The following is a 25,284-nucleotide window of genomic DNA, read 5'->3' as shown; positions in this document are numbered from 1 at the left end:
TCAGATGTCCTTCGATAATTTCTACGCCTTTATAACTACACAAACGTCGGAATATTTCTCCCAAACTACTTCGATATTGATTATAGATGATTTTTCGTCTATACTTAGGGGTGAAGACAATGTGGTATTTACACAGCCACTTTGTATGTGATAAACTATGTGCCTTTTGTGCCATACTTTTCTCCTCTCGCTTTACAATAGGCTTGAACACCTTTATTGTATCGCGTTTGGAGTTTTTTTGGTATAACCTTCGTCGCACACCCGCATAGCGGGTGGTTTATTTGTCACGCACCTTACGGAGCGTGACGGACTAAAAGTCACATAATAAAAAAAACTGACCTTCAAATGAAGATCAGTTCAAGGATAATAAACAGATTACAAGATGGCTAGAATGATGAAGTTCAGAATAAATAGAGCTGTAGCCCCCCAAAGGATTGGATGAATTTCTTTAGCCTTACCTGTTGAAACTTTTACCAAGCAATAGAAGATAAATGCTGCTGCAATACCGTATGAGATTGAGAAGCAAAGCGCCATGAAGAAGGCTGCAAAGAAGGCTGGAAGAGCGTCTTCGAATTGGCTCCAATCCACATCTAGGAATGATGAAACCATCATGACACCGACAATAATCAAAGCTGGAGCAGTTGCCGCTGCTGGTACAATTCCAATGAATGGTAAAATCAAAATTGATAGCAAGAAGAGAACGGCAGTTGTAACAGCTGTCAGACCAGTACGACCACCTGCAGAGATACCTGCAGCCGATTCAACATATGTCGTTGTATTTGAAGTACCAAATAGTGCACCGATAGAAGTACCAATCGCATCTGCAAAGAGCGCCTTGTCTATCTTAGAGTTAAAGCCTGTACCATTTTCGAGAGCTTTCTCATCTTCTTCTGAGAAAATACCAGTCTTACGACCTGTACCGATAAAGGTACCAAGTGTGTCAAAGGTATCTGACAAGCTGAATGCAAAGATGGTCATCAAAACAAGTGGTAGACGGCTTGAGTCAGCAAAGAGCGAAGATAGACCATCAAAAGCCGCTAGGAAAGTTGTACCAAGCTCCGCAAAGGCTGTACCGATATTGTTATTTGCAAAATCGATTGTAGACAGATCCACAACACCTGCTGGAATTCCAGCTAAAGTCGTTGCAATAATACCAATCAAAATTGCTCCACGCACGTTCTTAATAACCAAAACAGCTGTCAAGAGGAGACCGAACACTGTCAAGAGAACACTTGGATCAGTAAAGGTTGAAATACCAGGTACGACACCGCCACCAGCAAAAACTGAGAAAACACCGTTTGAGAATGTTTCTGCTGTTGCATCTGCCGGAGCAACACCATTTACAGTAATAATATCTGAACCAGATGTCAAGAAGGTGATTAAATTAGAGTTTTTAAAACCAAGATAGGCAACAAAAACCCCGATACCTCCACCGATGGCATGTTGCAAGCTAATCGGAATCGCCTTAATAATGCTCTTACGAACCTTTGTAACGGTAATAAAAACGTTAAACAAACCGCAGAGGAAAACCATTGCCAAAGCTTCTTGCCAAGTAAAACCAAGACCGATAACCACTGTATAGGTAAAGAAGGCATTCAACCCCATGCCTGGTGCCAAGGCGTAAGGTACGTTAGCAAATAATCCCATAACAAGCGTTGATACAGCACTCGCAATAATTGTCGCTAAAAAGACTGCCTGAGTCGGCATACCTGCCACACTCAATACGCTCGGGTTAACGAACAAAATATAGGACATGGCAAAGAAAGTCGTAAGACCTGCCATAATTTCTGTTGAAACCGTCGTTCCGTGTTCTTTCAATTTAAAAAATTGATCCATTTTTCATTTCTCCTTTAATTTACGAACGATAAAAACATTATAATCAAAAAACATTCTAATTTCAAGTTTTTTAATCTTGAAAACGTTATTTCGTTGATTTTCAGTCTTTAACATTCGCAAATACCGAACATTAAAAAGTTGCGGACGATCTATAAAAAATTTATTGCTTCTTTGCTTTTATTATCTCCTTTTGTTATACTGGAAATTATTAGTTCAAGATATGTTTACCTACAAGTACTATTCTTTGACGCATAAAACAATTTCTCAGCAATCTAGCTACCACCTAAATATTACTTACTATTAAAAACTAGTATAACAACTCTAGAAAGGAATGCTATTAAATATGAAGAAAAAAATCATTGCTATCGATTTGGACGGCACATTGCTCAATAATGATAGTCAATTATCTGATTATACCATCTCAACTATAAAGAAGGTCCGCCAAGCAGGACACACCGTTCTTATCGCCACAGGTCGCCCCTATCGAATGGCTGAAAAATATTACCACCAACTAGAACTGAATACTCCCATGATTAATTTCAACGGTTCTTTAGTTCACATCCCTGGAAAGAAATGGCAATGGGAACAAAATATTTTAATCGACAAAAAATACCTACTCGAATTTCTAAAAGAAGAAGAAACGTTTGAGGCAGATTTTATTGCCGGTGAATACAAGAATAAATTCTACATCACTCAAAAGAACTTAGACAAGATTGATCCAGCTCTGATGGGGGTTGAACAGATTACTCCAGATACACTCATCAGACCTGAGTTAATTACCAGTGACCCTCATTCCATCCTTATGCAAACTCGTGCAACAGATAAGTATGAACTTGCAAAAGAAATGAATGCCTATTTCAAAGATGAATTAGAAATCAATACGTGGGGTGGACCATTAAATATCCTCGAAACTTGTGCAAAAGGTGTCAATAAGGCAACCGCTCTGAGCTATGTTCTTAACCTCTACCAAGCCTCTCCTAGCGACTTAATTGCCTTCGGCGATGAGCACAACGATGTTGAGATGCTAGACCTAGCAGGAACGGCCTATGCCATGAAAAATTGTAGCGATACACTTCGTCCACATGCCGACAGATTGACAGCATTTGCTAATTTTGAAGATGGTGTCGCACGTGAACTAGAAAACCTATTTTTATAGACATCAAAAAACCTGATAAACTGTCAGGTTTTTGTCATATTCGTTGCATATTTTTATCACTTTTCTGAAACCAACTTATGAAAAATTTCGGAAATATTTTGCACTTTTAACATAATTCCTCTTGACAAATGCACTGAAAACGTTTTATAATGTTACAGTTCGAACATGAAAGCCCATTCAATGGTTTTTACATGAACAAGAAAAATTTAGGAGGATCAATAATGAGTATTGGAATCATTATTGCAAGTCATGGCGAATTTGCTGCTGGTATTCATCAGTCAGGTTCAATGATCTTTGGCGAACAAGAAAAAGTACAAGTTGTTACTTTTATGCCAAGTGAAGGTCCAGATGATTTATACGCTAAGCTAAATGCTGCCGTGGACGCATTCGATGCCGATGATGAAGTTTTGGTTTTGGCTGACCTTTGGAGTGGTTCACCATTCAACCAAGCAAGCCGTGTAGCTGGTGAAAATCCAGATCGTAAGTTTGCTATCATCACCGGTCTAAACTTGCCAATGCTTATCCAAGCTTACACAGAGCGTATGATTAACGCTGCTGCTGGCGTGGAGGAAGTTGCGGCAAACATTATCAAGGAAGCCAAAGATGGTATCAAAGTTCTTCCAGAAGAACTTCAACCAGCTGAAGCTGCTCCTGTTGCCGATGCTGCTCCTGTTGCACTACAAGGTGCTATCCCTCCAGGTACTGTTATCGGTGATGGCAAGTTGAAAATCAACTTAGCCCGTATCGACACTCGTCTCTTGCACGGTCAAGTGGCGACTGGTTGGACTCCTGCTTCCAAAGCAGATCGTATCATCGTTGCATCAGATACAGTTGCCAAAGATGAATTGCGTAAACAACTCATCAAACAAGCTGCACCTGGTAACGTAAAAGCGAACGTTGTCCCAATCAAGAAATTGATTGAGGTTTCTAAAGACCCTCGATTCGGTAACACTCACGCCTTGATTCTTTTCGAAACTCCTCAAGAAGCTCTTGAAGCAATTGAAGGTGGTGTTGAAATCAAAGAATTGAACGTTGGTTCTATGGCTCACTCAACTGGTAAAACAATGGTTAACAACGTATTGTCAATGGACAAAGATGACGTTGCAACCTTTGAAAAATTGCGTGACCTTGGCGTTGAATTTGATGTGCGTAAAGTACCAAACGATTCGAAGAAAGACTTGTTTGAACTTATCAACAAGGCAAACGTTCAATAAATCGATCTGTTAGTATAGAAAGGATTACAACATGTCAGATATTACACTTATTTCTGCAATTCTCGTTGTCATCGTTGCCTTCTTCGCTGGTCTTGAAGGTATCCTTGACGAATTCCAATTCCATCAACCATTGGTAGCTTGTACCCTTATCGGTCTTGTGACTGGTAACTTGGCTGCAGGTGTTATGCTTGGTGGTTCTCTACAAATGATTGCACTTGGTTGGGCAAACATTGGTGCAGCTGTTGCTCCTGACGCTGCTCTTGCTTCTGTAGCTGCTGCAATCATCATGATCAAAGGTGGCGACTTCTCAACTGAAGGTATTGCCGTTGCAACAACAACTGCTATCCCTCTTGCCGTAGCTGGTCTTTTCCTTACAATGATCGTTCGTACTATCTCAGTCGGTCTTGTACACGGTGCTGACAATGCTGCTAAAGATGCAAACTTCGCTGCTGTAGAACGTTACCACTTGTTTGCACTTCTCCTTCAAGGTTTGCGTATCGCAGTTCCTGCAGCTCTTCTTCTTGCAATTCCTGCAGAAGCTGTTCAATCAGTACTTGAAGCAATGCCAGCTTGGTTGTCAGGTGGTATGGCCGTTGGTGGTGGTATGGTTGTTGCCGTAGGTTACGCTATGGTTATCAACATGATGGCAACTCGTGAAGTATGGCCATTCTTCGCACTTGGTTTTGCCTTTGCCGCTATCAGCCAATTGACACTTATCGCACTTGGTGTTATCGGTGTTGCAATCGCGCTTATCTACCTCAACTTGTCAAAACAAGGCGGATCAGGTAACGGTGGTGCTTCATCTAACGACCCAATCGGCGACATCCTTGAAGACTACTAAGAGAAGGGAGATTCATCATGTCAGAAAAAATTCAACTTTCCGTAAGCGATCGTAAAAAAGTTTGGTGGCGTTCAACCTTCCTTCAAGGTTCATGGAACTATGAGCGTATGCAAAACTTAGGTTGGGCTTATGCAATGATCCCAGCTATCAAAAAACTTTACACTAAAAAAGAAGATCAAGCTGCTGCTCTTGAGCGCCACTTGGAATTCTTCAACACACACCCATACGTTGCTTCTCCAATCCTTGGTGTAACTCTTGCCCTTGAAGAAGAGCGTGCTAATGGTGCTGAAATCGATGACACAGCTATCCAAGGTGTGAAAATCGGTATGATGGGACCTCTTGCTGGTATCGGTGACCCAGTCTTCTGGTTTACTGTTCGTCCAATCCTTGGTGCTCTTGGTGCTTCACTTGCACTATCTGGAAATATCATGGGACCAATCATCTTCTTCTTTGGTTGGAACGCAATCCGTATGGCCTTCCTATGGTACACACAAGAATTTGGTTACAAGGCTGGTAGCGAAATCACTAAAGACATGTCTGGTGGTATCCTTCAAGACATCACTAAAGGTGCTTCAATCCTTGGTATGTTCATCCTTGCCGTTCTTGTTCAACGTTGGGTATCTATTACTTTCGCTGTAAATCTTCCTGCCAAACAATTGTCAGAAGGAGCTTACATCGTCTTCCCAGAAGGTACTGTTACTGGTGCTGAGTTGAAAGGTATTCTTGGTCAAGCTCTTAGCGGACTTAGCCTTGAACCAACTCAAGCTCAAACATTACAAGGTCAGTTGGACAGCTTGATTCCAGGTTTGATGGGACTTCTCCTTACTTTCCTCTGCATGCACTTGCTTAAGAAGAAAGTAACACCAATCACAATGATTATCGGTCTCTTCATCGTAGGTATTCTTGCTCGTTTCTTCAACATTATGTAATCAAGGACCCCGCTCTTGCGGGGTTTTATGATATAATGAATATCTAGGAAGGGAAGCACTATGGCACAATCACAAAATACAAACGTTGAACTCCAAACCACAGGGGTTTCCTACATGGGCTTTGGTGGCAAGGTTGGAAAATTTCTAATTGGTGACAAGGCACTTGAGTTCTACCCAGATAGCAACGTTGAACGCTACATCCAGATTCCTTGGTCAGAAATGACTAGCATTGGCGCAAACGTTTCTGGAAAAACAATCAGCCGTCATTTTGAAATTTATACAGAAAAAAGTCGATTCTTGTTTGCTTCTAAAGATTCTGGTAAGATTCTTAAAATTGCCCGTGAGCATATCGGCAATGAAAAAGTTGTAAAATTACCGACTCTTATGCAGACAATCGGCAGAAAAATTTCGAATCTATTTGCCAAAAAATAAAAAATCAAGTATAATAGTAGAAACGGATAAGTAGCTTCTAGCTCCTTTCAGAAAGTCTGCGGTCGCTGTGAGCAGATAGGAAAAAGTTGTGAAATTCTACCGTTATGAAATTATCAAAATACAATCAAGTGCACAGAATGTGAAGCTGGATGGAACCGCGGTAAATATCGCTCCAGCATCTCTCATTCTGTGTTTTTTATTCTAAAGGAGACATCTATGCTAGATATCAAACGTATTCGTACAGATTTTGACGGAGTAGCTGCCAAATTAGCTACTCGTGGTGTGGCTGCCGAAACCTTGGCAGACATCAAGGAATTGGATGCAAAACGCCGTGAAATTTTGGTTACCGTAGAAGAATTAAAAGCAGAGCGCAACACCGTTTCTGCGGAGATTGCCCAAGCAAAACGCAACAAGGAAAATGCTGACGACAAGATTGCGGCTATGCAAAAATTGTCTGCCGATGTTAAAAACTTGGATGCTGAACTCTTGGAAATTGATGAAAAACTAAATGCCATCCTTGCAGTTCTTCCAAATACGCCGCACGATTCTGTCCCTGTTGGTGCAGATGAAGAAGAAAACGTGGAAGTTCGCCGTTGGGGAACTCCCCGTGAATTCACTTTCGAGCCAAAAGCTCACTGGGATTTGGGCGAAGACCTAGATATTCTGGACTGGGAACGTGGCGCAAAAGTAACTGGTGCCCGCTTCCTCTTCTACAAGAACTTGGGTGCTCGCTTAGAACGTGCCCTCTACAACTTCATGTTGGACGAGCATATTGCAGAAGGCTATCAGGAAATCATCACACCTTACATGGTCAACCACGACTCTATGTTTGGTACTGGTCAGTATCCAAAGTTCAAGGAAGATACCTTTGAGCTGGCAGACACCAACTTCGTCCTCATTCCAACTGCGGAAGTACCATTGACCAACTACTACCGCAACGAGATTTTAGAAGAAAAAGACCTGCCAATCTACTTCACAGCCATGAGCCCATCTTTCCGTTCTGAAGCTGGTTCTGCTGGTCGTGACACCCGTGGCCTTATCCGCCTTCACCAATTCCACAAGGTTGAAATGGTCAAATTTGCCACACCAGAACAGTCTTATGATGAATTGGAAAAAATGACGGCAAACGCAGAGAATATTCTCCAAAAACTAGGCTTGCCTTACCGCGTTTTGGCCCTCTGTACAGGCGATATGGGCTTCTCAGCTGCTAAGACCTATGACTTGGAAGTCTGGATTCCTGCTCAAAATGCCTACCGTGAAATCTCAAGCTGTTCAAATACCGAGGATTTCCAAGCCCGTCGTGCCCAAATCCGCTACCGCGATGCTGCTGACGGCAAGGTTAAATTGCTCCATACCCTCAACGGCTCTGGTCTAGCAGTTGGCCGTACCGTAGCTGCAATCCTTGAAAACTACCAAAACGAAGATGGATCTGTCACCATTCCAGAAGTTCTCCGTCCATACATGGGTGGGGTTGATGTGATTAAGCCTTAGAGGTAAGGAATATGAAAAAGAAATGGTATAAGGACAAAAGTCGTGGTGAACTGGCTGGCGTTATCGCAGGTCTTTATGACTACTTTGACCTATATGAAAACTACGGTTGGAAATTAGAAAATGTTCGTTTGGTGGTCATTATATTAGCTATTGTAACCAACCTACCCTTTCTAACTGCCTACATCATTCTGGCTATACTTTTACCAGACAAGTCTGAACTCAACTAAAGCATAGCAAAAGACGACTCCTTCTAGGAGTCGCTTTTTTATAGATAATAGAAAATAGTGGCAATCAGATTGTTTACCAAGTGCACTGCAATCGGGTAAATCAAATAGCCTGTTTTATGATAGAGAGTTGACAAAATGATACCACTCCCCGCATAAATCAACCATGAACCGATGTCCGTTGGTCCATGAAGCAATCCAAAAAGGAGGCTTGAGGCAATGATTCCTAAAATGGCATGATGACCAAATAATTTTTTGAAAAAGTAGCCGCGTAGCATAACTTCCTCTCCAACGGCTGGTAAAAATGCCGTTGTTAAAATTGCCAACCAAAACGGAACTCCTTTCAAGGATTCCATAATCAGGGTCTCATTGACAGTTGTTTCTGCTCCTTGTAACTCTAGTAGAAACGAGCCAGCCATATCCGTCAACTGCATGATGGCAAAACTCAAAATGACGAGAGCCATTCCATCCCAAGAAAGAATCTTGGAATCCCAAACGGGTAAGCTATTTTTCTCAGCTCGCCACCAGAAGAACCCCACAATTCCCACTGTCACAAGCCCCGTTATCAGCAGAACAGGTTGCGACTTGGACTCTTCTAAAATCAAATCCGGGATGACGAAAATCATTAAAAAACCAAAAACTCTCAATAAAATCCATATCTTCCGACCAAGCCACTCTAAACCTTGACTTAATTTTTCCATACTATTCTCCTTTTGCTCCCTGATTCTTGTCTCTATCTTCCCTTATTTTAAATAATAGAATGCCACTACCGACCAGGCATTGTTGATAAAATGAACAGCGATAGGATAGATGAGGTAGTCCGTCTTATAGTACAAGAACGCTAGTAAAAATCCCGGGCTGGCATAAATAATCCAAGAGCCAAAATCTGTCGGTCCATGTAAGAAAGCAAAAATCAACCCAGAGACCAAAATTCCTAACATCTTGTGCTTTTCAAATAGCTTTTTGAATAGATAGCCTCTAGTAATGACCTCTTCTGCGATAGCAGGCAAACAAGCCATATTGATCAGAGCCACCCAAAATGGAATGTTCTCCAATATCTTTGTTAATTCAATCTCATTGCTAGTATCTTCAATCCCCTGAAGTTCCATAATGTAATAGCCAAGGTGTTTAAATAGCTGAGCCACTGTGAAAGTTACGACAACAAAACCAAGACCTTTCCAAGTTAAAAAACTTCTATCCCAGATGGTAATGCCATTCTTTTCAGCCCTCCAATACATAAAGACCATAACTCCAATGGAAGATAAAGCTATTCCCAAATGAGCTACTGGTGAGGTAGACATTTCTAAAATAGCATCTGGAAAAACAGCAATCAATACCAAACCAAACGCTCTCAGTAGTATCCAAAGCTTGCGACCAAGCCATTTCATCCCTTGACTTACATTCTCCACACCCATCTCCTTTACTGCTACACAACATACAAATATTCAAACAATTATATCATTGAAATACTTTGTGTTATTTTTACAGTACAATTTTACAATAATACAATCGATTTATCAATATGACCAAAAAACAAACATCCTGACAATGCTTGTTTACTGTCAGCCCACTGATCATTCAGTGGTTTTTGTCATCTTCAGATAAGGTTCTAGTAGAAAAAAGCCTCCAACCAAGCGGTCTAGCAGTTCCTCTTCGGACTCAACCGTTTCAAATGGTACGTCATATTTGACCAGTACTTTTCGAACCTGTCCCGTTTCAACAGCTTCTAGTAAAATCTGCCTATTCTCCTCCGTTCCATCCAAGCGATAAAATACCTGTCCCTCCTGTACCCTGTAATAAAGCGGTGCCTGAATCGGACAGTTCAGCACACGGTTTTGCTGAAGCAGAGAGGTCTCTACCTTCTTTCGCTCAATGAAGCTAACTTCTACTGAAATCCCCGCTTCAGCTCCCTTACCATACAGACGAATGGCGAAAGCTGGGGCCGACGAACTAGCAGAGGGAAGGCGGTAATAGGTCCAAAAATGCGGTCTGCAAATCTGGGCTTGGTTCATCCATTGACTGACTCTCTCGGGCACCAAGGGACCGACTTGCTCAGCTAAGGCTAAACTTAATGTCTGAAACTCCTTACGTGCTGCCTGTGCTAAGCTTCTTAAGGCTGTCATGTCGCTTGCCGAAGCTCCTGCCTTTTCAGGCTTGCAATAATGAACTCCTTGATATTCCAAATATCTACGGCATTGTTCAAACATCTGAATCTCCTATCCACTTCTCCATATAGACCATATCCATGCCTTCCTGCTCAGGCTCGGTTTTGATAGCCTTGTAGCCGAGTTTTTCGTAGAAAGCGACCAATCTAGGCTCCTGTAAAACCGTACAGAGTACCCACCGCTTGACTGTCGGATAAAGACTTTCTAATTCTAGCATTGCCTTATGACCATAGCCTTTTCCTCTGTGGTCTGGATCAATGCCAATCAGACCTAGCCAGCCCTGGTCTGCATCTTCAGCGACCGTTGTTCGTACCAGTCCGACTGTGTGCCCTTCCTCGACAATCTTGTAGTAGGTGCAATTTGGTCGTGCAAACCGTGATTGGAAGTAGTCCATAGTTTCAATGGCAGGGTTGTATTGGTCCTGATAGGTTTCATACAAGGCTGCAAATGCTCGGTGTTGAATAGGTAGCAATTCTTCTGCGTTTGATAGATCCGCTTTTACTAACATGGAAAACCTCCTGAAATAATTTCATTTATTATATCAAATATAGCAAAAAAATACTAGGTCTTCCTAGTATTTCCTAAAGCGTTGATAACGGTTTTCGAGTAGCTCATCAAGTGGCAAGGCTTGTAGTTGAGCCAACTGACTGACCAAGTTTTCCTTGATGTCGGCCAAGACTTCCTTTGTCGCTCTGCCATTTTCCAAAACAACCCGATCAACCACTTGGAGTTTCTCCAACTCATAAGAAGTGATCTTCATGAGTTCTGCCGCTTCCATGGCCCGACCGCCGTCTTTCCAGAGGATAGAGGCGAAACCTTCAGGGCTGAGGACGGCGTACATGGAGTTTTCCAGCATCCAGACCTGGTCTGCGACTGCTAGGGCAAGTGCTCCACCAGAGCCTCCCTCACCGATGATAATGGCGATAATGGGTACCTTGAGGTCGCTCATCTCCATGAGGTTTCGGGCAATGGCCTCGCCCTGCCCACGCTCCTCGGCACCGACACCTGGATAGGCTCCAGCGGTATTGATAAAGGTGACAACGGGACGACCGAACTTCTCCGCCTGCTTCATGAGACGAAGGGCTTTGCGGTAGCCTTCTGGGTGGGGCTGACCGAAGTTGCGTTTGAGGTTGTCCTGGAGGTTCTTCCCTTTTTGGATACCAATAACTGTCACCGGCTGACCTGCTATAAAGCCGATGCCACCCACAACTGCTCCGTCATCGCGGAAATTTCGATCGCCGTGCAATTCGATAAAGTCATCAAAGAGCTGTGTGGCATAGTCCAAGGTCGTCAGGCGAGCTTGGTCACGTGCCAAACGGATCATACGTGCTACATCACTGGTCATCTGACACCTCCATGCATTCTCAACAAGCGACTAATGGTCGCTGGCAAGTCCTGACGCTTCACAATGGCATCGACAAAGCCGTGTTCTTGTAAAAATTCAGCCTTCTGGAAATCGTCTGGCAGATTTTCACGCACAGTTGACTCAATGACCCTGCGGCCAGCAAAGCCAACCAAGGTCTGCGGCTCAGCCAGGATAATATCGCCCTCCATAGCAAAACTAGCCGTCACACCTCCTGTTGTCGGGTCTGTCAAGACTGTCAGGTAGAAGAGGCCAGCATTGGAATGGCGTTTTACAGCTGCCGAAATCTTAGCCATTTGCATCAGGCTCATAATGCCTTCCTGCATCCGAGCACCGCCAGATGCGGTAAAAAGGACGACTGGCAATTTCTCTTCAGTAGCCAGTTCAAAGAGGCGGGTAATTTTCTCACCGACCACTGTTCCCATTGAAGCCATGATAAAGTGAGAATCCATGATTCCAAGGGCAACTGGTTGTCCGCCGATTGTCGCCTTTCCTGTCAAAACAGCCTCGTCCAAACCTGTCTTTTGACGGGTGGCTGCCAGTTTTTCGAGATAATTAGGGAAGTTCAAGGGATTTTTGGTTTCAATCCCTGTAAACAATTCCTCGAACGAGCCTTCATCCACTGTCAATGCCAAGCGTTCCTGGGCTGTAATTCGAAAATTATAGGAACAGTGTTGACAGGTTTTCTCTGGTCCCAAGTCCTTCTTGTAAAGGATTACCTTACAAGCTGGGCATTTGGAAAAGAGTTCATCTGGCACCTCTGGCTTTGCTTGAGGTGCTGACTCTATCCGCGAACGATTGGGGTTGATGCGGATATATTTGTCCTTTTTGCGAAACAAAGCCATAGCATTCTCCTAGTTTACTTTTTTATCGTCATTTAGTTTTCCTTTTATTACTTCGACGTAAGAGGAAACTCCGTTTCCTTATTTCCAACTTCAAACACTCCACTGGAGTATTTGAACTCGCCTTGCCTGATTGAAACAGTCTGGGGGACTGTTTCAAGTCAATGCCTAGAAACAAGAAAGCATTGAGTTATGCCTGTGGCTGTTGATGCGAACTTTGTTCGCTCTATTTCCAACCTCCAACTATCCACCAGATAGTTGGAGCGAGTACTAAAAGTAAACTAAAAGACTATAATTCTGCTTGATAGCGGGGTAAAAATTCTTCCATGAGGTAGGCGGTGTCGTAATCACCAGCCACCACTCGCTTGTCGGAAATTAAATCCAGCTGGAAGTCAGTATTGGTCACCACTCCGTCAATTTCCAATTCGTATAGGGCTCGCTGCATCTTCATCAGGGCTTCAAAACGATTTTCCCCATGCACGATAACCTTGGCAATCATAGAATCATAATATGGCGGAATGGTGTAGCCTGGATAAACTGCCGAATCCACACGCAAACCAACGCCACCGCTTGGTAGGTAGAGATTGGAAATCTTACCTGGACTTGGGGCAAAATTGAAGGCTGGATTTTCAGCATTGATACGGCATTCAATGGCATGGCCTGTAATCCGCACATCTTCTTGGCGGACGCTGAGTTCCTGACCAGCCGCAATCTTGATTTGTTCCTTGACAATATCCACACCGGTAACAAATTCAGTAACTGGATGTTCCACCTGCACCCGTGTGTTCATTTCCATGAAGTAAAATTCGCCCTTGGCTTCATCCAATAGGAACTCAATGGTACCCGCATTTTCATAGCCAACTGACTGGGCAGCCCGCACTGCTGCTTGACCGATACGATCCCGCATGGTCTGGCCGATAGCAATCGACGGAGCTTCTTCCAAGACCTTCTGGTTGTTGCGTTGAAGGGAACAATCCCGTTCGCCCAGATGAATGACATGACCGTACTGATCTGCCAAAATCTGTACTTCGATGTGGCGGGCTGGATAGACGACACGCTCCATATACATGGCTCCGTTACCAAAGGCTGCCTTGGCTTCACTGGAAGCTGATTCAAAGGCAGGCACTAGGTCTTCGGCTTTTTCCACCTTACGAATCCCCTTACCGCCACCACCAGCCGATGCCTTGAGCATGACAGGGTAGCCAATCTTTTCAGCGATTTCAAGGGCTTCTTGGCTGGTTAAGACTTCACCGTCTGATCCTGGAATAACAGGCACTTGAGCCTTAATCATCTCCGACCGAGCATTGATTTTATCGCCCATGGTATCCATGACCGTCCCAGAAGGTCCGATAAACTTGATACCGACCTCTTCACAGAGGGTGGCGAATTTGGAGTTTTCACTCAAAAATCCAAAGCCGGGATGAATGGCCTGGGCACCCGTCACAACAGCCGCCGAGATGACCGCCTGCATATTGAGATAGGAATCTGTCGAACGAGCCGGTCCAATACAGATAGCCTCATCTGCCAACATGGTGTGGAGGGCTTCCTTGTCAGCCTCTGAATAGACAGCCACCGTCGCAATCCCCAACTCCCTGGCCGCACGAATAATCCGCACTGCAATCTCACCACGATTGGCAATCAAAATCTTCTCAAACATGATGAATCCTATCTCCTTTTTAACATAGAATAATTGTTATAACAATCTCAAGGCGAGAATATTAAATAACGGTTATCAATAGCAGTTCTTCATTTTACTTTTAGTGCTTGCTCCAAAGGTTTAGGAAACCTTTGGAGGTTGGAAATGAGACGAATAAAATTCGTATCGATTGTTGTAGACAGTACTTGGGTACGTCAAAACGAGTTCAAATAATGATGAAATTATTTGAAGTTGGAAATAAGGAAACGAAGTTTCCTCGTTCGTCGACGCAATAAAAGATAAAATGGAGAACTGATTTATTTACCAATAGCAAAAGTCAACACCCCCGACGCAGCCAGTTTTCCGTCCACTTCTGCCTTTGCCTCAACGACCGCAATGGTTCCACGGCGTTTGACAAATTTAGCGGTCATAATCAACTGGTCACCAGGTACAACTTGCTTCTTAAATTTAACCTTATCCATGCCGGCATAAAAGACCAGCTTGCCCTTGTTTTCTTCCTTGGACAATTCCAAGACACCTGCGGTTTGTGCCAACGCCTCCATGATGAGAACACCTGGCATGACAGGATAGTCTGGGAAATGTCCGTTAAAGAAGGGCTCGTTAATGGTCACATTTTTGAGAGCCACAATCTCATCTTCCGATACTTCAAGGACACGATCGACCAAGAGCATTGGATAGCGATGAGGAAGAGCCTCTTTAATTTTCAAAATATCAATCATTTGATGCGTACCAATCCTTGTCCAAATTCTACAACGTCCTGGTTGGCCACCAAAATCTCTGTGACCACACCGTCACGGTCAACAGGCACTTCGTTCATGACCTTCATGGCTTCGATAATCATGAGAGTCTGCCCTTTTTTGACCGTATCGCCAACTGCTACAAAGGCTGGCTTGTCAGGGGCTGGCGACAAATAAGCCACGCCGACCAAGGGACTTTCCACTACCGTACCTTCTGCCACAGAGCTTGCACCTGCTTCTACTGGAGCTGGCTCACTGGTTTCGACTGCTGGCACAGGGGCTGGGCTTGCAGGAGTTACTGGAACAAGCGGAGCTTCTACCGCTGGACTCGGAGCCGCTGTCGCCTGCTGATTTTTACTGAAATGCAAGGTTTCCCCAGCATTGCTATATGAAAATTCTCGCAAACTTGACTGGTCAAACTGACTCATCAAGTCCTTTATTTCTGTAATATTCACTTAAGCCTCCCAACGTTTGAAAGCAATCACCGAGTTGTGACCTCCAAAGCCAAATGTATTTGAAATGGCATGGCGGATTTCCATATCACGCCCCTGTCCATAAATGACATCCGCTTCAATATCTTCAGATAATTCTGTCGTACCAGCTGTCTTTGGTGCGTAAGAATGACGCATGGCCTCAATGACTGCTGCCGCCTCAACTGCACCCGCTGCCCCCAACAAGTGACCTGTAAAGGACTTGGTGGAAGAAACTGGCGTGTTCTTGCCGAAGACGGATACGATAGCTTGGCTTTCCCCTTTTTCATTAGCCGGTGTCGAAGTACCATGGGCATTGATATAGTCAATATCAGCTGGTTCTAAACCTGCTTCTGAAATGGCCAACTTCATGGCCTTAATAGCACCCAGACCTTCTGGATGTGGAGAAGTCATGTGGTAAGCATCGCAAGTATTTCCATAACCAACGATTTCAGCCAAAATCGTCGCCCCACGCGCTTCTGCGTGTTCCAAACTTTCCAATACTAGAACCGCGGAACCCTCTCCCATGACAAAACCATTGCGGTCCTTGTCAAATGGAATAGACGCACGTTCTGGATCCTCAGTAGTCGACATAGCTGTCAAAGCTTGGAAGCCACCGATTGCAAACGGAGTAATGGCTGCTTCTGCTCCACCTGCCAACATGACATCTTGGAAACCAAACTTGATTTCACGGAAGGCTTCTCCTAAGGCATCATTTGACGAAGCACAGGCTGTGATGACACACTTGCAGACACCATTGGCACCGACCTGCATAGCAATATTTCCAGCAGCCATGTTTGGCAAGGCCTTTGGAAGAGCCATGGGACGAATGCGTTTTGGACCTTTTTCGTTCATCCGAGCCACTTGCTCTTCAATTTCCAAAATACCACCGATACCTGTTGATAAGATAACGCCAAAACGGTCACTATCCACTGTCTCTGTATCCAGCTGTGCATTAGCAATCGCTTCTTTAGCTGCATAGAGTGCATAGAGTGAGTAATTATCGTAGCGATTTGTATCCTTTTTAACGAAATATTTGTCAAAAGGAAAATCTTTTAATTCCGCAGCATTATGGACCGAATATTCACTGGTATCAAACTTGGTAATCTTTCCGATCCCAATTTTCCCTGCTTTCAAACTATCCCAGAACTCCTCTGGCGTATTTCCGATTGGAGATGTCAGACCGTAGCCTGTTACTACTACACGATTTAATTTTGTCATTTTCAAACCTCTCTTAAAATAACACACAAAACAACATTGAATTTACAGTGCGTTATTGCAGTCTTTCAGTTTGCTTTTAGTACTACGAACAAAGTTCATTTCAACAAGCTGCAGACATCTTCAATAGTCCAGTGGACTATTGAAGATTGGAAATCGTACTTACGATAGTAAGTAACGCTCCGTTAGTACGGCAAAGCGAGTTCAAACAATCCAATAGATTGTTTGAAGCTGGAAATCTGGAAACGTAGTTTCCTCGCTCGTCGAAGTAATAAAAGATAAACTGGAAGACTGGATTACTGCATGGTCAAACCGCCGTCAACCGCAATCACCTGTCCAGTTAGATATTCTTGCTTGGCAAGGAATACAGCAACATCAGCTACTTCTTCTGTCGCACCAAAGCGTTTCATAGGAATTTGTGCAGTCATAGCTTCTTTAATCTTGTCAGATAAAACATCTGTCATATCAGACTGGATAAAGCCCGGCGCAATCGCATTGACACGAACATTTCGCCCAGCAACCTCACGGGCAATGGCTTTAGTAAATCCAATCACACCTGCCTTAGAAGCAGAATAATTGGCCTGTCCAGCATTTCCAATCAAGCCAGATACACTTGACAGATTGATAATAGCACCCTCACGAGCCTTTGTCATTGGTTTCAAAACAGCCTGCGTCATATTAAAAGTTCCAGTAAGATTTACCTTCAGAACCGTATCAAAATCCTCTTCTGTCATACGAAGAGCCATACCGTCTTTGGTAATCCCTGCATTGTTGACCAAAATATCGACGCTCCCGAGGGTTTCGATGGCTTCTGCCACCATTCGTTTGGCATCTTCCGCGCTCGAAATATCTCCTGAAATAGCTAGGACTTTCACACCGTAATCTGCAAAGCTATCCAGAATCTCTTGCCCTAATTGACCACGACCGTTCAGCACCACATTGGCACCAAGACTGGCAAACTTATGGGCAATGGCCAAGCCGATTCCTCGACTTGAACCTGTTACAAAAACATTTTTATTTGTTAATTCCATGATTCCTCCTCATGATTTATTCAATACTATTTGTAGCCCCTCTATATCTTCAATTGCTACAACATGCGCTGTCTTATCGATTTTCTTGACAAATCCTGATAAGACTTTACCTGGACCGATTTCGATAAACTTAGTCACTCCAGCCGCCTGCATGGTGGCGATTGATTCATAAAAACGAACTGGCTCCATGACCTGACGGGTCAAGAGGGACTTGATGTCCTCTTTTTTCATGACCTTGGCTTCTGTATTACCAACCAATTCTACTTGGAAGTCCGCAAATTCCACCTGCTCCAAGGCCTGAGCCAATTGCTCCGACGCTGGACGCAAGAGAGCCGTGTGGAAAGGCCCCGATACATTGAGCGGAATCATCCGTTTGACACCTGCTTCCTTCAGCAATTCAACCGCCTCATCCACTGCAGCAACCTCGCCTCCGATGACGATTTGGGCTGGTGTATTGTAGTTGGCTGGGGAAACAATCCCAGAGGTAACTGACGAACAGACTTCTTCTATCAAGTTGACATCTGTGTTGAGAACAGCAACCATCTTACCAGTTCCTGCTGGCGCAGCTGTTTCCATATATTCACCACGCTTAGCAATCAGGGCAATCCCATCTTCAAAGGCCAATGCTCCCGATGCCACCAGAGCTGAATATTCTCCCAAGGATAGACCAGCTACCATATCAGGTTGTATTCCCTTTTCTACCAACAAACGATAGATAGCTAGGGAAGTTGTCAAAATAGCGGGCTGGGTATAGCGAGTCTGATGTAATTTATCCTCTTGATTGTCAATCAGATCGCGAATGTCATACCCCAGAATCTGACTAGCCTGGTCAAACGTTTCTCTAACTATCGGGGAATATTCGTAAAGGTCGCGAGCCATCCCCACTGTCTGAGACCCTTGACCTGCAAAAAGAAAAGCTGTCTTTGTCATCCTATTCTCCAACCGAAGCCCAACGGCTTGCCTCTTCTCTAATCACTTTGGCTGCTCCATAATAGATGTCTTTCAAAATATCTTCACAAGATTCTTCTTTAGAAACCAGACCAGCAATTTGACCAGCCATCACGGAGCCATTTGTTACATCACCGTCCACAACGGCATTGCGAAGGGCCCCTGCCCCAAGCACTTCAATTTCTTCTTCTGTAATTTTCCCTGCTAAGAAATCACGTTCTGCAGCTGCATAAGCAGATGACAACTTATTCTTGATAGCTCTCACAGGATGTCCAACAATAGAAGCAGATACAGTTGTATCAATATCCTTAGCTTTTAAAACTTTTTCCTTATAAGCCTGATGGGCATTGGACTCTGTAGCTACTACAAAACGAGTTCCAACTTGCACCGCTTCTGCACCCAACATGAATGCTGCCGCTGCACCTGCACCATCTGCAATACCTCCAGCAGCAATAACAGGAATAGATACGGCTTCAACAACCTGACGAACCAAGGTCATGGTGGTCAATTTACCAATATGGCCTCCAGCTTCCATACCTTCAGCAATAACAGCATCTACCCCTAATTTTTCCATGCGTTTCGCAAGGGCTACACTTGGTACAACAGGAATAACTGTAATTCCTGCAGCATGGAGACGCTCCATATACTTCCCTGGATTTCCTGCTCCTGTAGTGACAACTTTCACACCTTCTTCGATGACCAAGTCAACAATGTCATCCGCAAAAGGAGACAAAAGCATGATATTGACACCGAAAGGCTTGTCCGTGATAGATTTAACCTTGTCAATATTTGCCTTGACCACCTCTTTTGGAGCATTTCCTCCACCGATGATTCCTAGACCACCTGCATTAGATACGGCACCAGCCAAATCTCCATCAGCTACCCAAGCCATACCACCTTGAAAAATTGGATACTTAATATCGAGCAATTCTGTTATTTTCGTCTTCATAATTCCCTCATCTTTTTTTCTTGCTTACCTAATCATTTGAATATCAAATCATTAGGTAAACAAGTGAAGGGTTGCCCCCTCACTCAAAAAATAGTTTGATATTTCAATGTTTTGATTATCAAAGTATTCGACTTAAGAAAAATGCTAAATAGCACTTTTCCTTAGAAATATTATTTTGTTTTTTCTTCAACGTAGGCAACCAAATCGCCTACAGTTGTCAAACCTTCTTCAGTATCGATTTGAATATCGAAGGCATCTTCGATTTCAGAGATAACTTGGAAAAGATCCAATGAATCTGCATCCAAATCTTCAAAGGTTGTTGTAAGGGTTACTTCTTCAGCATCCTTACCCAATTCTTCAACGATGATTTCCTGTACTTTTTCAAATACTGCCATGATATGTGTCTCCTTTTGGAAAATAAAATATTTTAATCTTGCCTAGGGCAAGGAATTAACTAAAGTTGTAAGAGTAGAGTTCCCCATGTGAGGCCTCCACCGAAACCAGCCATGAGAACAGTCTGGCTTCCATCCAATCGCAACATTCCGCTCTCTACACATTCTGATAAGAGAATGGGAAGACTTGCTGCACTGGTATTGCCATATTTATCCATATTTGCTGGAAATTTTTCACGCGCCACTCCCAATTTACGAGCCATCTTATCTAGGATACGTATATTGGCCTGATGGAGCAAGAAATAATCAACACAATCCACAGTCATATCAGCTTGTTCTAGCAGCTCTGCCATGGTTGCCGTAACATCCCTCGTAGCAAATTCAAATATAGCTCTGCCCTCCATTTGGATAAAGGGTTGCTGACGACTTTGTGTCGAGAATGGCGTCTCTTTCTGATCTATCCCTGCTGTCAGACTAGCACCTCGACCGCCATCCGTTCGTAAGATTTCTGCTAAAAAGCTCGGTTGTTCACACGCTTCCAGCAAAACTCCTCCAGCACCATCTCCAAATAAAACAGCCGTTGATCGATCCGACCAGTCGACAGACCTAGATAGGGTCTCAGCTCCAATGACAAGTCCTCTCTTATAGACTCCTGAAGCAAGCAATTTTTCCGCTGTTGATAGCGCAAAAACAAATCCTGAACAAGCTGCAACGAGATCATAGGCAAAAGCCTTTTTCGCCCCAATTGCTGCTTGGACCATAGCCGCCGTAGATGGCATTGAAGCATCTGGAGTAATCGTTGCTACGATGATGAAGTCAATTTCACTAGCATCTAGCTGAGACTTTTCCAGTAATTTTCTAGCCACTTGACTAGCCAAATCACTCGTCGTCTCTCCAGTAACAATGTGCCGTTGACCGATACCTGTACGGCTACGAATCCACTCATCACTGGTCTCCATTCGTTGAGCCAAATCATCATTGGTCACAATCTTCTTCGGAAGATAGTGGGCCACCTGAATGATTTTAGCATGGTTTCTCATTTCAAATCCTCCAAGAAGTGATAGAGTTTCATGAGTCCTTTCTTCATTACCTGATACTCTGCATCATCCATACCATCTGTAATCTGCTTAACCATTTCATTGTGAAATCGTTGATGCAAACGATAGACCAGTCGACCTTTTTTGGTCAGGTAGAGATGAACAACTCGCCGATCTTTGGTCGAACGAATACGTTCCACGTATCCTTTTCTTTCCAAATTGTTCAAGCTAGTTGTAACAGTACCTAAGGTTACCATCAAAGTCCGAGCAACATCACTCGGAGTAGCTCCATCAATACTTCCTATCACATCAATCGTGTGCATTTCCTTAATCGAAATATCATTGAATCGGCTACCACGCAGACTTGTTTCTTCAATCACCAACACATTGTTAAAAATGGCCGTTAGATATTCATTTACTTTTGGATCTTCCAAAACAGGCCTCCTTTACTTTGATAGTCAAAGTATAAACCATAAAACTTTGATTGTCAAACATTTTTTACTAATTTAAAAATTAATCTCCCGTAAACACTGGTCTACGTCGTTCTGCATGCGCTCGAACTCCCTCTTTAAAATCCTCTTTATAGGCCAATGTTTCTTGCAAATCCAGCTCTAATCGGCGATAAGACTCCCAGTCTTTAAATTGACTTTCCCATGTCAGTTGTTTGATTGCTGCATAAGAATTTACTGAGCCTCGCAAGAGTTTTTTTATGACCTGGGCAACCGTCTTTTCTAGTTTTTCTGGCTCTGCCAATTTATAAATAATCCCATATTCTAAAGCCTTATCCGCTGATAAGCCCTCTCCAGTCATCGCCAAGTGACTAGCACGATTTGCCCCAATAGCACGACTCAGTAGAAAGAGCCCCCCCGCATCCGGCGCAAGTCCAACACCTACAAAGGCTTGGATGAATTTTGTCTTGCTGGAGCCAATAACAAAATCAGCTGCCACCGCCATATTAGCCGCGGCTCCGGCCACTGCCCCATCTGTCACCATAATGACCACTTTAGACAATTTCTTCATCGCAAACGAAATATCATTCACCAGCTCTGCTATTTTTACCAAAGAAGCAATATCATCATCATCAACTGCACGCTTCATCTCAACTAAATCTCCACCCACGGAGAAAATGGAACCCTGTGCTTGAATTTGTAAAATTTTGACGGAGGCATCCCCTTCTGCAAGGCGGATTGCTTCTAAGATTTCTTCACACATAGGAATATTAAAACCATTTGCCACTTCCGGTCTGTTTAAAGTTAGAATCGCTACGGAATCAATTACTTCATAACGAATTGTTTGGTAGGCCATTCCCTTGCTCCTTTCAAAATAGTTTGATAATTAAAAGATTTGAACATCAAACTTCAAATTCTTGTTTTCCATTGTAACACAGTTTTTACAATTGTCACTTTTTTTCTAGCAAGGAAAGTGTGACGTCCGAAAAAGAGGGGGGCTATCATCGAAATATAAAATTTAGATATGCTAGAAAATAACGTGTCTAAGAACCTATATTCACACGCAAAGCCCTTGGCTTTTTCGCTCATCAAGGCAATTTTTGAGGGAAATAGTGACTGTATTTTGAAAAAAACAACCTCAATATGCAAGTCTGAACTGTAAATATAGGCTCTAAGTTTAATTTACAACTTTCATTTTTTCACGTTAATACTTTCGGAAGATTGAACTGGATTCTGAGCTAGAAACACCATTTTTCACGGAGAACTAATACTTGGACTACAATATAATATTTCTTAAAATCGCAATAAATCAAAGGCGTCTTCAAGATTGTCTACCAATCTATCTGCTTTCGACTGATCAATTCCATAATGCTGGTCTCGAATAGCCCAAACTGTCAATCCTGCTTTTTTAGCCGCTTCAATTCCCTTAGCACTATCTTCAAATACTAAAATATCCGATTTAGCCACTTCTGTTGCACTAGCTGCTTTCATATAAACTGCGGGATCTGGTTTTGGGGCCTCACAATCCATCGCTGAGAAAACATGACTAAAGTGAGAGCGTATACCAGCATCTAGTAGAGCACGTTCGATTTCTGAACGGTCGGTATTTGAAGCCAAAACTACAGGAATACCTTGGATAGTTAGTCTCTCCAATACCGCTTTAACTTCAGGAAAAATCCTCTCTGCATAAGGGGTAGGTCGCTTTTCTTTATACACACGATATTCTTCTTCCAAGGCAGGGACATCCCAGTTATCATAATCATCCCCTAAAATCCGTTGCCAAATTTGACTAGCCCTTCCACCGACAAATATAGATGGATCCAAATGATCAACCGATAAACCTTTTGTCGCTAAAAAATCCGCTCGACGCTGGAAATAGAATGTTTCTGTGTCAAAAAGTACACCATCCATGTCGAAAATAATTGCTTTTACCATAATCGCCTCCTATTACTTTAATTGTAACACAGTTGAAAGAAAAAAATGTTTTTCTGAAATTTTCATACTTGTCTCTTGTTCGTTTTTCGATAAAATTCTTGGCAAGATTTGTCTGAACATACTGACAATTTCATATCATTCTGCTATAATAGAAAAAAATATCCAAGGAGATGAGAATGAAAGTTATTAAATTTGGGGGAAGCTCACTTGCTTCAGCTGGACAGTTAGAAAAAGTTTTCAATATTGTTCAATCTGATTCAGAACGTCGCTTTGTTGTTGTGTCTGCACCTGGAAAACGCAATGCCGAGGATACTAAAGTTACTGATGCGTTGATTAAATATTATAAAGAATATGTTAACGGAAAAGATGTGACTGCCAGTCAAGAATGGATCATCAACCGTTATCAAGCAATGGTTGACGAACTTGGTTTCACAGCTAACAGCATGAAGAAAATCGCAGACAGCATCATCTCTTTGGCCAGCCTACCAATTGATGACAATGAATTCCTTTACGACGCATTCTTAGCAGCTGGTGAAGATAATAATGCCAAATTGATTGCCGAATATTTTACCCACAGAGGATTGCCTGCACGCTATGTCCATCCTAAAAAAGCTGGTATTATCGTCAGCTCCGAACCAGGAAATGCTCGCATTTTGCCTTCAAGTTATGACAAAATCGAAGAGCTTCGTGATACAGATGAAGTACTCATTATCCCAGGATTCTTCGGTGTAACTGTTGATAACCAGATTTGTACCTTCTCAAGAGGTGGATCGGATATTACAGGTTCCATCATTGCTGCCGGGGTTAAGGCTGACCTCTATGAAAACTTTACAGATGTCGATGGTATTTTTGCTGCCCATCCTGGCATCATAAAAAATCCACATTCAATCAAAGAATTGACCTATCGTGAAATGCGAGAATTAGCTTATGCAGGTTTCTCCGTCCTCCACGATGAAGCCCTCCTTCCTGCCTATCGCGGGCGGATTCCATTGGTTATCAAAAACACCAATAACCCAACTCACCCTGGTACCCGAATTGTACACAAACATACCGAGCAAACAGTTCCTGTTGTCGGCATTGCCGCAGACGATGGTTTTGTCAGCATTAACTTGTCCAAATACTTGATGAACCGTGAAGTTGGTTTTGGTCGTAAGGTGTTGCAAATTCTCGAAGATCTCAATATTCGCTGGGAGCACATGCCGACCGGGATTGACGATTTATCCATCGTAGTCCGTGAGCGTGAATTGACTCCTATTAAGGAAGAAGAGATCCTTCGTCAACTCAATACGAAAATGGAAGTTGACAAGGCCGAAATCGAACATGGTTTATCTATTATCATGATTGTTGGTGAAAATATGAAGAGCCATGTCGGTGTAACAGCTACCGCTACCACCGCCCTCTCTAAACAAAACGTCAACTTGGCAATGATTTCACAGGGAGCCAGTGAAGTTTCTGTTATGTTCGTTGTCAAAACCGAAGAAAAGAAACGCGCCCTGCACGCACTCTATGAAGCTTTTTTTAACGAGCAATAATCACAACGAGGTCGATCAGTTCCCTCTTTCATACTCTTCGAAAATCAAAATCAGACGTTGTTGACTTGATTTGATAAGTGTCAAGCTCCAAAGTTTTCCCAAACCTTTGGAGCTAGTCTGATTTTAATTTTCATTGAGTAGCAATTAAAATTTGAATAAACAAAAATAGCTTAGAATCAACGTTTCTGACGATGCAATTCTAAGCTATTTTTTTAGGCTTTTTATACGAAAACTCAAAGTTAGTGTCAACATCTCAGTGCAGTGGTTGATTGGGTTTAACAGTCCAGTGGACTATTTTAGCCCGAGCCAACTGCTTGGAAGTGAGGGGAACTCTTTTTGACCTAGTCGAGTCTTTCCTACTCCCCTTACATCGAAGTAATAAAAGTCAACTAAATGACGATATTTGTATTATAGACAATATCTAGGTAACACTTCT

The 25,284-nt window shown here is 43.0% G+C and carries 28 protein-coding genes; 8 read left to right on the top strand and 20 right to left on the bottom strand.

All coding sequences use genetic code 11. The features are described 5' to 3' along the window. Window positions 1-175 (bottom strand): IS200/IS605 family transposase (gene tnpA, locus ODU46_RS04910; RefSeq protein WP_256768521.1); only part of this gene is annotated, 175 nt, incomplete at its 3' end. A gap of 200 nt (window positions 176-375) precedes the next feature. Beyond that, window positions 376-1,836, bottom strand: coding sequence for an NCS2 family permease (locus tag ODU46_RS04905; protein ID WP_398579326.1), 1,461 nt, complete (start codon window positions 1,834-1,836; stop codon window positions 376-378). Window positions 1,837-2,179: 343 nt separating this feature from the next. On the opposite strand from ODU46_RS04905, the gene ODU46_RS04900 reads away from it, so the two are divergent. The 7 genes from ODU46_RS04900 to ODU46_RS04870 all read left to right on the top strand — a co-directional run bounded on the left by ODU46_RS04900 (window position 2,180) and on the right by ODU46_RS04870 (window position 8,126). After that, window positions 2,180-2,992 (top strand): Cof-type HAD-IIB family hydrolase, encoded by an 813-nt coding sequence (locus ODU46_RS04900; RefSeq protein WP_024384520.1) that lies wholly within the window; start codon window positions 2,180-2,182, stop codon window positions 2,990-2,992. Window positions 2,993-3,213: 221 nt separating this feature from the next. Beyond that, window positions 3,214-4,206, top strand: coding sequence for a PTS sugar transporter subunit IIB (locus ODU46_RS04895; protein WP_012775315.1), 993 nt, complete (start codon window positions 3,214-3,216; stop codon window positions 4,204-4,206). Between the two features lie 31 nt (window positions 4,207-4,237). Continuing rightward, window positions 4,238-5,047, top strand: coding sequence for a PTS mannose/fructose/sorbose transporter subunit IIC (locus ODU46_RS04890; protein WP_024384519.1), 810 nt, complete (start codon window positions 4,238-4,240; stop codon window positions 5,045-5,047). A 17-nt stretch (window positions 5,048-5,064) separates the two neighbouring features. Then, the gene (locus tag ODU46_RS04885; protein WP_002942570.1) at window positions 5,065-5,976 is read left to right on the top strand and encodes a PTS system mannose/fructose/sorbose family transporter subunit IID; all 912 of its coding nucleotides are present in this window, start codon (window positions 5,065-5,067) and stop codon (window positions 5,974-5,976) included. Between the two features lie 60 nt (window positions 5,977-6,036). Next, entirely contained in the window at window positions 6,037-6,408 is a 372-nt protein-coding gene (locus ODU46_RS04880; RefSeq protein ID WP_398579325.1) for a DUF956 family protein, read from the top strand. A 216-nt stretch (window positions 6,409-6,624) separates the two neighbouring features. After that, window positions 6,625-7,899: a serine--tRNA ligase gene (gene serS, locus ODU46_RS04875; RefSeq protein WP_024395410.1), complete on the top strand. Its 1,275-nt coding sequence runs from the start codon at window positions 6,625-6,627 to the stop codon at window positions 7,897-7,899. Between the two features lie 11 nt (window positions 7,900-7,910). Then, window positions 7,911-8,126, top strand: a complete 216-nt coding sequence (locus tag ODU46_RS04870; protein ID WP_024381939.1) for a PspC domain-containing protein — start codon at window positions 7,911-7,913, stop codon at window positions 8,124-8,126. Between the two features lie 38 nt (window positions 8,127-8,164). Here the strand turns inward: ODU46_RS04870 and ODU46_RS04865 are convergent, their stop codons facing one another. From ODU46_RS04865 to ODU46_RS04780, 18 genes are all read right to left on the bottom strand, one after another. Beyond that, entirely contained in the window at window positions 8,165-8,824 is a 660-nt protein-coding gene (locus ODU46_RS04865) for a CPBP family intramembrane glutamic endopeptidase (protein ID WP_238600096.1), read from the bottom strand. A 42-nt stretch (window positions 8,825-8,866) separates the two neighbouring features. After that, window positions 8,867-9,538 (bottom strand): lysostaphin resistance A-like protein, encoded by a 672-nt coding sequence (locus tag ODU46_RS04860; RefSeq protein WP_398579324.1) that lies wholly within the window; start codon window positions 9,536-9,538, stop codon window positions 8,867-8,869. A gap of 159 nt (window positions 9,539-9,697) precedes the next feature. Further along, window positions 9,698-10,330 carry a hypothetical protein gene (locus tag ODU46_RS04855; protein WP_024392572.1) on the bottom strand — a complete coding sequence of 211 codons (633 nt, stop codon included), beginning with the start codon at window positions 10,328-10,330 and terminating at the stop codon, window positions 9,698-9,700. After that, a complete protein-coding gene (locus tag ODU46_RS04850) occupies window positions 10,323-10,796 on the bottom strand; it encodes a GNAT family N-acetyltransferase (RefSeq protein ID WP_313681138.1) in 474 nt (157 codons plus the stop codon). Before ODU46_RS04850 ends, ODU46_RS04855 begins: the two co-directional genes overlap by 8 nt. A gap of 63 nt (window positions 10,797-10,859) precedes the next feature. Then, window positions 10,860-11,633, bottom strand: a complete 774-nt coding sequence (locus tag ODU46_RS04845) for an acetyl-CoA carboxylase carboxyl transferase subunit alpha (RefSeq protein ID WP_398579323.1) — start codon at window positions 11,631-11,633, stop codon at window positions 10,860-10,862. Beyond that, window positions 11,630-12,496, bottom strand: coding sequence for an acetyl-CoA carboxylase, carboxyltransferase subunit beta (gene accD / locus ODU46_RS04840; RefSeq protein ID WP_398579322.1), 867 nt, complete (start codon window positions 12,494-12,496; stop codon window positions 11,630-11,632). The genes ODU46_RS04845 and accD overlap by 4 nt, the downstream gene beginning before the upstream one ends. A gap of 286 nt (window positions 12,497-12,782) precedes the next feature. Next, window positions 12,783-14,150, bottom strand: coding sequence for an acetyl-CoA carboxylase biotin carboxylase subunit (locus ODU46_RS04835; protein ID WP_398579321.1), 1,368 nt, complete (start codon window positions 14,148-14,150; stop codon window positions 12,783-12,785). Window positions 14,151-14,446: 296 nt separating this feature from the next. Then, window positions 14,447-14,869: a 3-hydroxyacyl-ACP dehydratase FabZ gene (fabZ, locus tag ODU46_RS04830; RefSeq protein WP_024378919.1), complete on the bottom strand. Its 423-nt coding sequence runs from the start codon at window positions 14,867-14,869 to the stop codon at window positions 14,447-14,449. Continuing rightward, complete coding sequence (gene accB, locus ODU46_RS04825; RefSeq protein WP_398579320.1) at window positions 14,866-15,342, bottom strand: acetyl-CoA carboxylase biotin carboxyl carrier protein; 477 nt, start codon at window positions 15,340-15,342, stop codon at window positions 14,866-14,868. Before accB ends, fabZ begins: the two co-directional genes overlap by 4 nt. Next, complete coding sequence (gene fabF, locus ODU46_RS04820) at window positions 15,343-16,578, bottom strand: beta-ketoacyl-ACP synthase II (RefSeq protein WP_029174475.1); 1,236 nt, start codon at window positions 16,576-16,578, stop codon at window positions 15,343-15,345. Window positions 16,579-16,871: 293 nt separating this feature from the next. Then, the gene (fabG, locus tag ODU46_RS04815) at window positions 16,872-17,606 is read right to left on the bottom strand and encodes a 3-oxoacyl-[acyl-carrier-protein] reductase (RefSeq protein ID WP_105136346.1); all 735 of its coding nucleotides are present in this window, start codon (window positions 17,604-17,606) and stop codon (window positions 16,872-16,874) included. Window positions 17,607-17,615: 9 nt separating this feature from the next. After that, window positions 17,616-18,536, bottom strand: coding sequence for an ACP S-malonyltransferase (fabD, locus tag ODU46_RS04810; RefSeq protein WP_398579319.1), 921 nt, complete (start codon window positions 18,534-18,536; stop codon window positions 17,616-17,618). Between the two features lies 1 nt (window position 18,537). Beyond that, complete coding sequence (fabK, locus tag ODU46_RS04805) at window positions 18,538-19,503, bottom strand: enoyl-[acyl-carrier-protein] reductase FabK (RefSeq protein WP_114866782.1); 966 nt, start codon at window positions 19,501-19,503, stop codon at window positions 18,538-18,540. A gap of 170 nt (window positions 19,504-19,673) precedes the next feature. After that, entirely contained in the window at window positions 19,674-19,898 is a 225-nt protein-coding gene (locus tag ODU46_RS04800; protein WP_002938891.1) for an acyl carrier protein, read from the bottom strand. Window positions 19,899-19,957: 59 nt separating this feature from the next. Continuing rightward, window positions 19,958-20,935, bottom strand: a complete 978-nt coding sequence (locus ODU46_RS04795) for a beta-ketoacyl-ACP synthase III (protein WP_114866783.1) — start codon at window positions 20,933-20,935, stop codon at window positions 19,958-19,960. Continuing rightward, window positions 20,932-21,366, bottom strand: coding sequence for a MarR family winged helix-turn-helix transcriptional regulator (locus ODU46_RS04790; protein WP_012775319.1), 435 nt, complete (start codon window positions 21,364-21,366; stop codon window positions 20,932-20,934). Before ODU46_RS04790 ends, ODU46_RS04795 begins: the two co-directional genes overlap by 4 nt. A gap of 79 nt (window positions 21,367-21,445) precedes the next feature. Beyond that, window positions 21,446-22,237 (bottom strand): enoyl-CoA hydratase, encoded by a 792-nt coding sequence (locus tag ODU46_RS04785; RefSeq protein ID WP_114866784.1) that lies wholly within the window; start codon window positions 22,235-22,237, stop codon window positions 21,446-21,448. Between the two features lie 437 nt (window positions 22,238-22,674). Further along, on the bottom strand, window positions 22,675-23,316 hold the full coding sequence (locus ODU46_RS04780) for an HAD family hydrolase (protein ID WP_398579318.1): 642 nt from the start codon (window positions 23,314-23,316) through the stop codon (window positions 22,675-22,677). Between the two features lie 176 nt (window positions 23,317-23,492). On the opposite strand from ODU46_RS04780, the gene ODU46_RS04775 reads away from it, so the two are divergent. After that, entirely contained in the window at window positions 23,493-24,848 is a 1,356-nt protein-coding gene (locus tag ODU46_RS04775) for an aspartate kinase (RefSeq protein ID WP_002942489.1), read from the top strand. The last annotated feature ends 436 nt before the right edge of the window (window positions 24,849-25,284 follow it).

It is taken from the genome of Streptococcus sp. 2020WUSS089 (genome assembly GCF_044427405.1).
Lineage (GTDB): Bacteria > Bacillota > Bacilli > Lactobacillales > Streptococcaceae > Streptococcus > Streptococcus hashimotonensis.
The sequence above is the reverse complement of the archived record's forward strand: the minus strand, read 5'-3'. Positions and strand labels throughout refer to the sequence as shown.

Coding starts and splice junctions, on each gene's coding strand:
- fabZ (WP_024378919.1), bottom strand. CDS start 14,869: ATGATTGATATTTTGAAAATTAAAGAGGCTCTTCCTCATCGCTATCCA.
- ODU46_RS04870 (WP_024381939.1), top strand. CDS start 7,911: ATGAAAAAGAAATGGTATAAGGACAAAAGTCGTGGTGAACTGGCTGGC.
- ODU46_RS04800 (WP_002938891.1), bottom strand. CDS start 19,898: ATGGCAGTATTTGAAAAAGTACAGGAAATCATCGTTGAAGAATTGGGT.
- fabF (WP_029174475.1), bottom strand. CDS start 16,578: ATGACAAAATTAAATCGTGTAGTAGTAACAGGCTACGGTCTGACATCT.
- fabG (WP_105136346.1), bottom strand. CDS start 17,606: ATGGAATTAACAAATAAAAATGTTTTTGTAACAGGTTCAAGTCGAGGA.
- ODU46_RS04780 (WP_398579318.1), bottom strand. CDS start 23,316: ATGGTAAAAGCAATTATTTTCGACATGGATGGTGTACTTTTTGACACA.
- ODU46_RS04775 (WP_002942489.1), top strand. CDS start 23,493: ATGAAAGTTATTAAATTTGGGGGAAGCTCACTTGCTTCAGCTGGACAG.
- ODU46_RS04890 (WP_024384519.1), top strand. CDS start 4,238: ATGTCAGATATTACACTTATTTCTGCAATTCTCGTTGTCATCGTTGCC.
- accD (WP_398579322.1), bottom strand. CDS start 12,496: ATGGCTTTGTTTCGCAAAAAGGACAAATATATCCGCATCAACCCCAAT.
- ODU46_RS04785 (WP_114866784.1), bottom strand. CDS start 22,237: ATGGCCTACCAAACAATTCGTTATGAAGTAATTGATTCCGTAGCGATT.
- fabK (WP_114866782.1), bottom strand. CDS start 19,503: ATGAAGACGAAAATAACAGAATTGCTCGATATTAAGTATCCAATTTTT.
- ODU46_RS04885 (WP_002942570.1), top strand. CDS start 5,065: ATGTCAGAAAAAATTCAACTTTCCGTAAGCGATCGTAAAAAAGTTTGG.
- ODU46_RS04895 (WP_012775315.1), top strand. CDS start 3,214: ATGAGTATTGGAATCATTATTGCAAGTCATGGCGAATTTGCTGCTGGT.
- ODU46_RS04795 (WP_114866783.1), bottom strand. CDS start 20,935: ATGAGAAACCATGCTAAAATCATTCAGGTGGCCCACTATCTTCCGAAG.
- ODU46_RS04855 (WP_024392572.1), bottom strand. CDS start 10,330: ATGTTTGAACAATGCCGTAGATATTTGGAATATCAAGGAGTTCATTAT.
- ODU46_RS04905 (WP_398579326.1), bottom strand. CDS start 1,836: ATGGATCAATTTTTTAAATTGAAAGAACACGGAACGACGGTTTCAACA.
- ODU46_RS04835 (WP_398579321.1), bottom strand. CDS start 14,150: ATGTTTGAGAAGATTTTGATTGCCAATCGTGGTGAGATTGCAGTGCGG.
- ODU46_RS04880 (WP_398579325.1), top strand. CDS start 6,037: ATGGCACAATCACAAAATACAAACGTTGAACTCCAAACCACAGGGGTT.
- fabD (WP_398579319.1), bottom strand. CDS start 18,536: ATGACAAAGACAGCTTTTCTTTTTGCAGGTCAAGGGTCTCAGACAGTG.
- ODU46_RS04860 (WP_398579324.1), bottom strand. CDS start 9,538: ATGGGTGTGGAGAATGTAAGTCAAGGGATGAAATGGCTTGGTCGCAAG.
- serS (WP_024395410.1), top strand. CDS start 6,625: ATGCTAGATATCAAACGTATTCGTACAGATTTTGACGGAGTAGCTGCC.
- ODU46_RS04850 (WP_313681138.1), bottom strand. CDS start 10,796: ATGTTAGTAAAAGCGGATCTATCAAACGCAGAAGAATTGCTACCTATT.
- ODU46_RS04845 (WP_398579323.1), bottom strand. CDS start 11,633: ATGACCAGTGATGTAGCACGTATGATCCGTTTGGCACGTGACCAAGCT.
- ODU46_RS04900 (WP_024384520.1), top strand. CDS start 2,180: ATGAAGAAAAAAATCATTGCTATCGATTTGGACGGCACATTGCTCAAT.
- ODU46_RS04865 (WP_238600096.1), bottom strand. CDS start 8,824: ATGGAAAAATTAAGTCAAGGTTTAGAGTGGCTTGGTCGGAAGATATGG.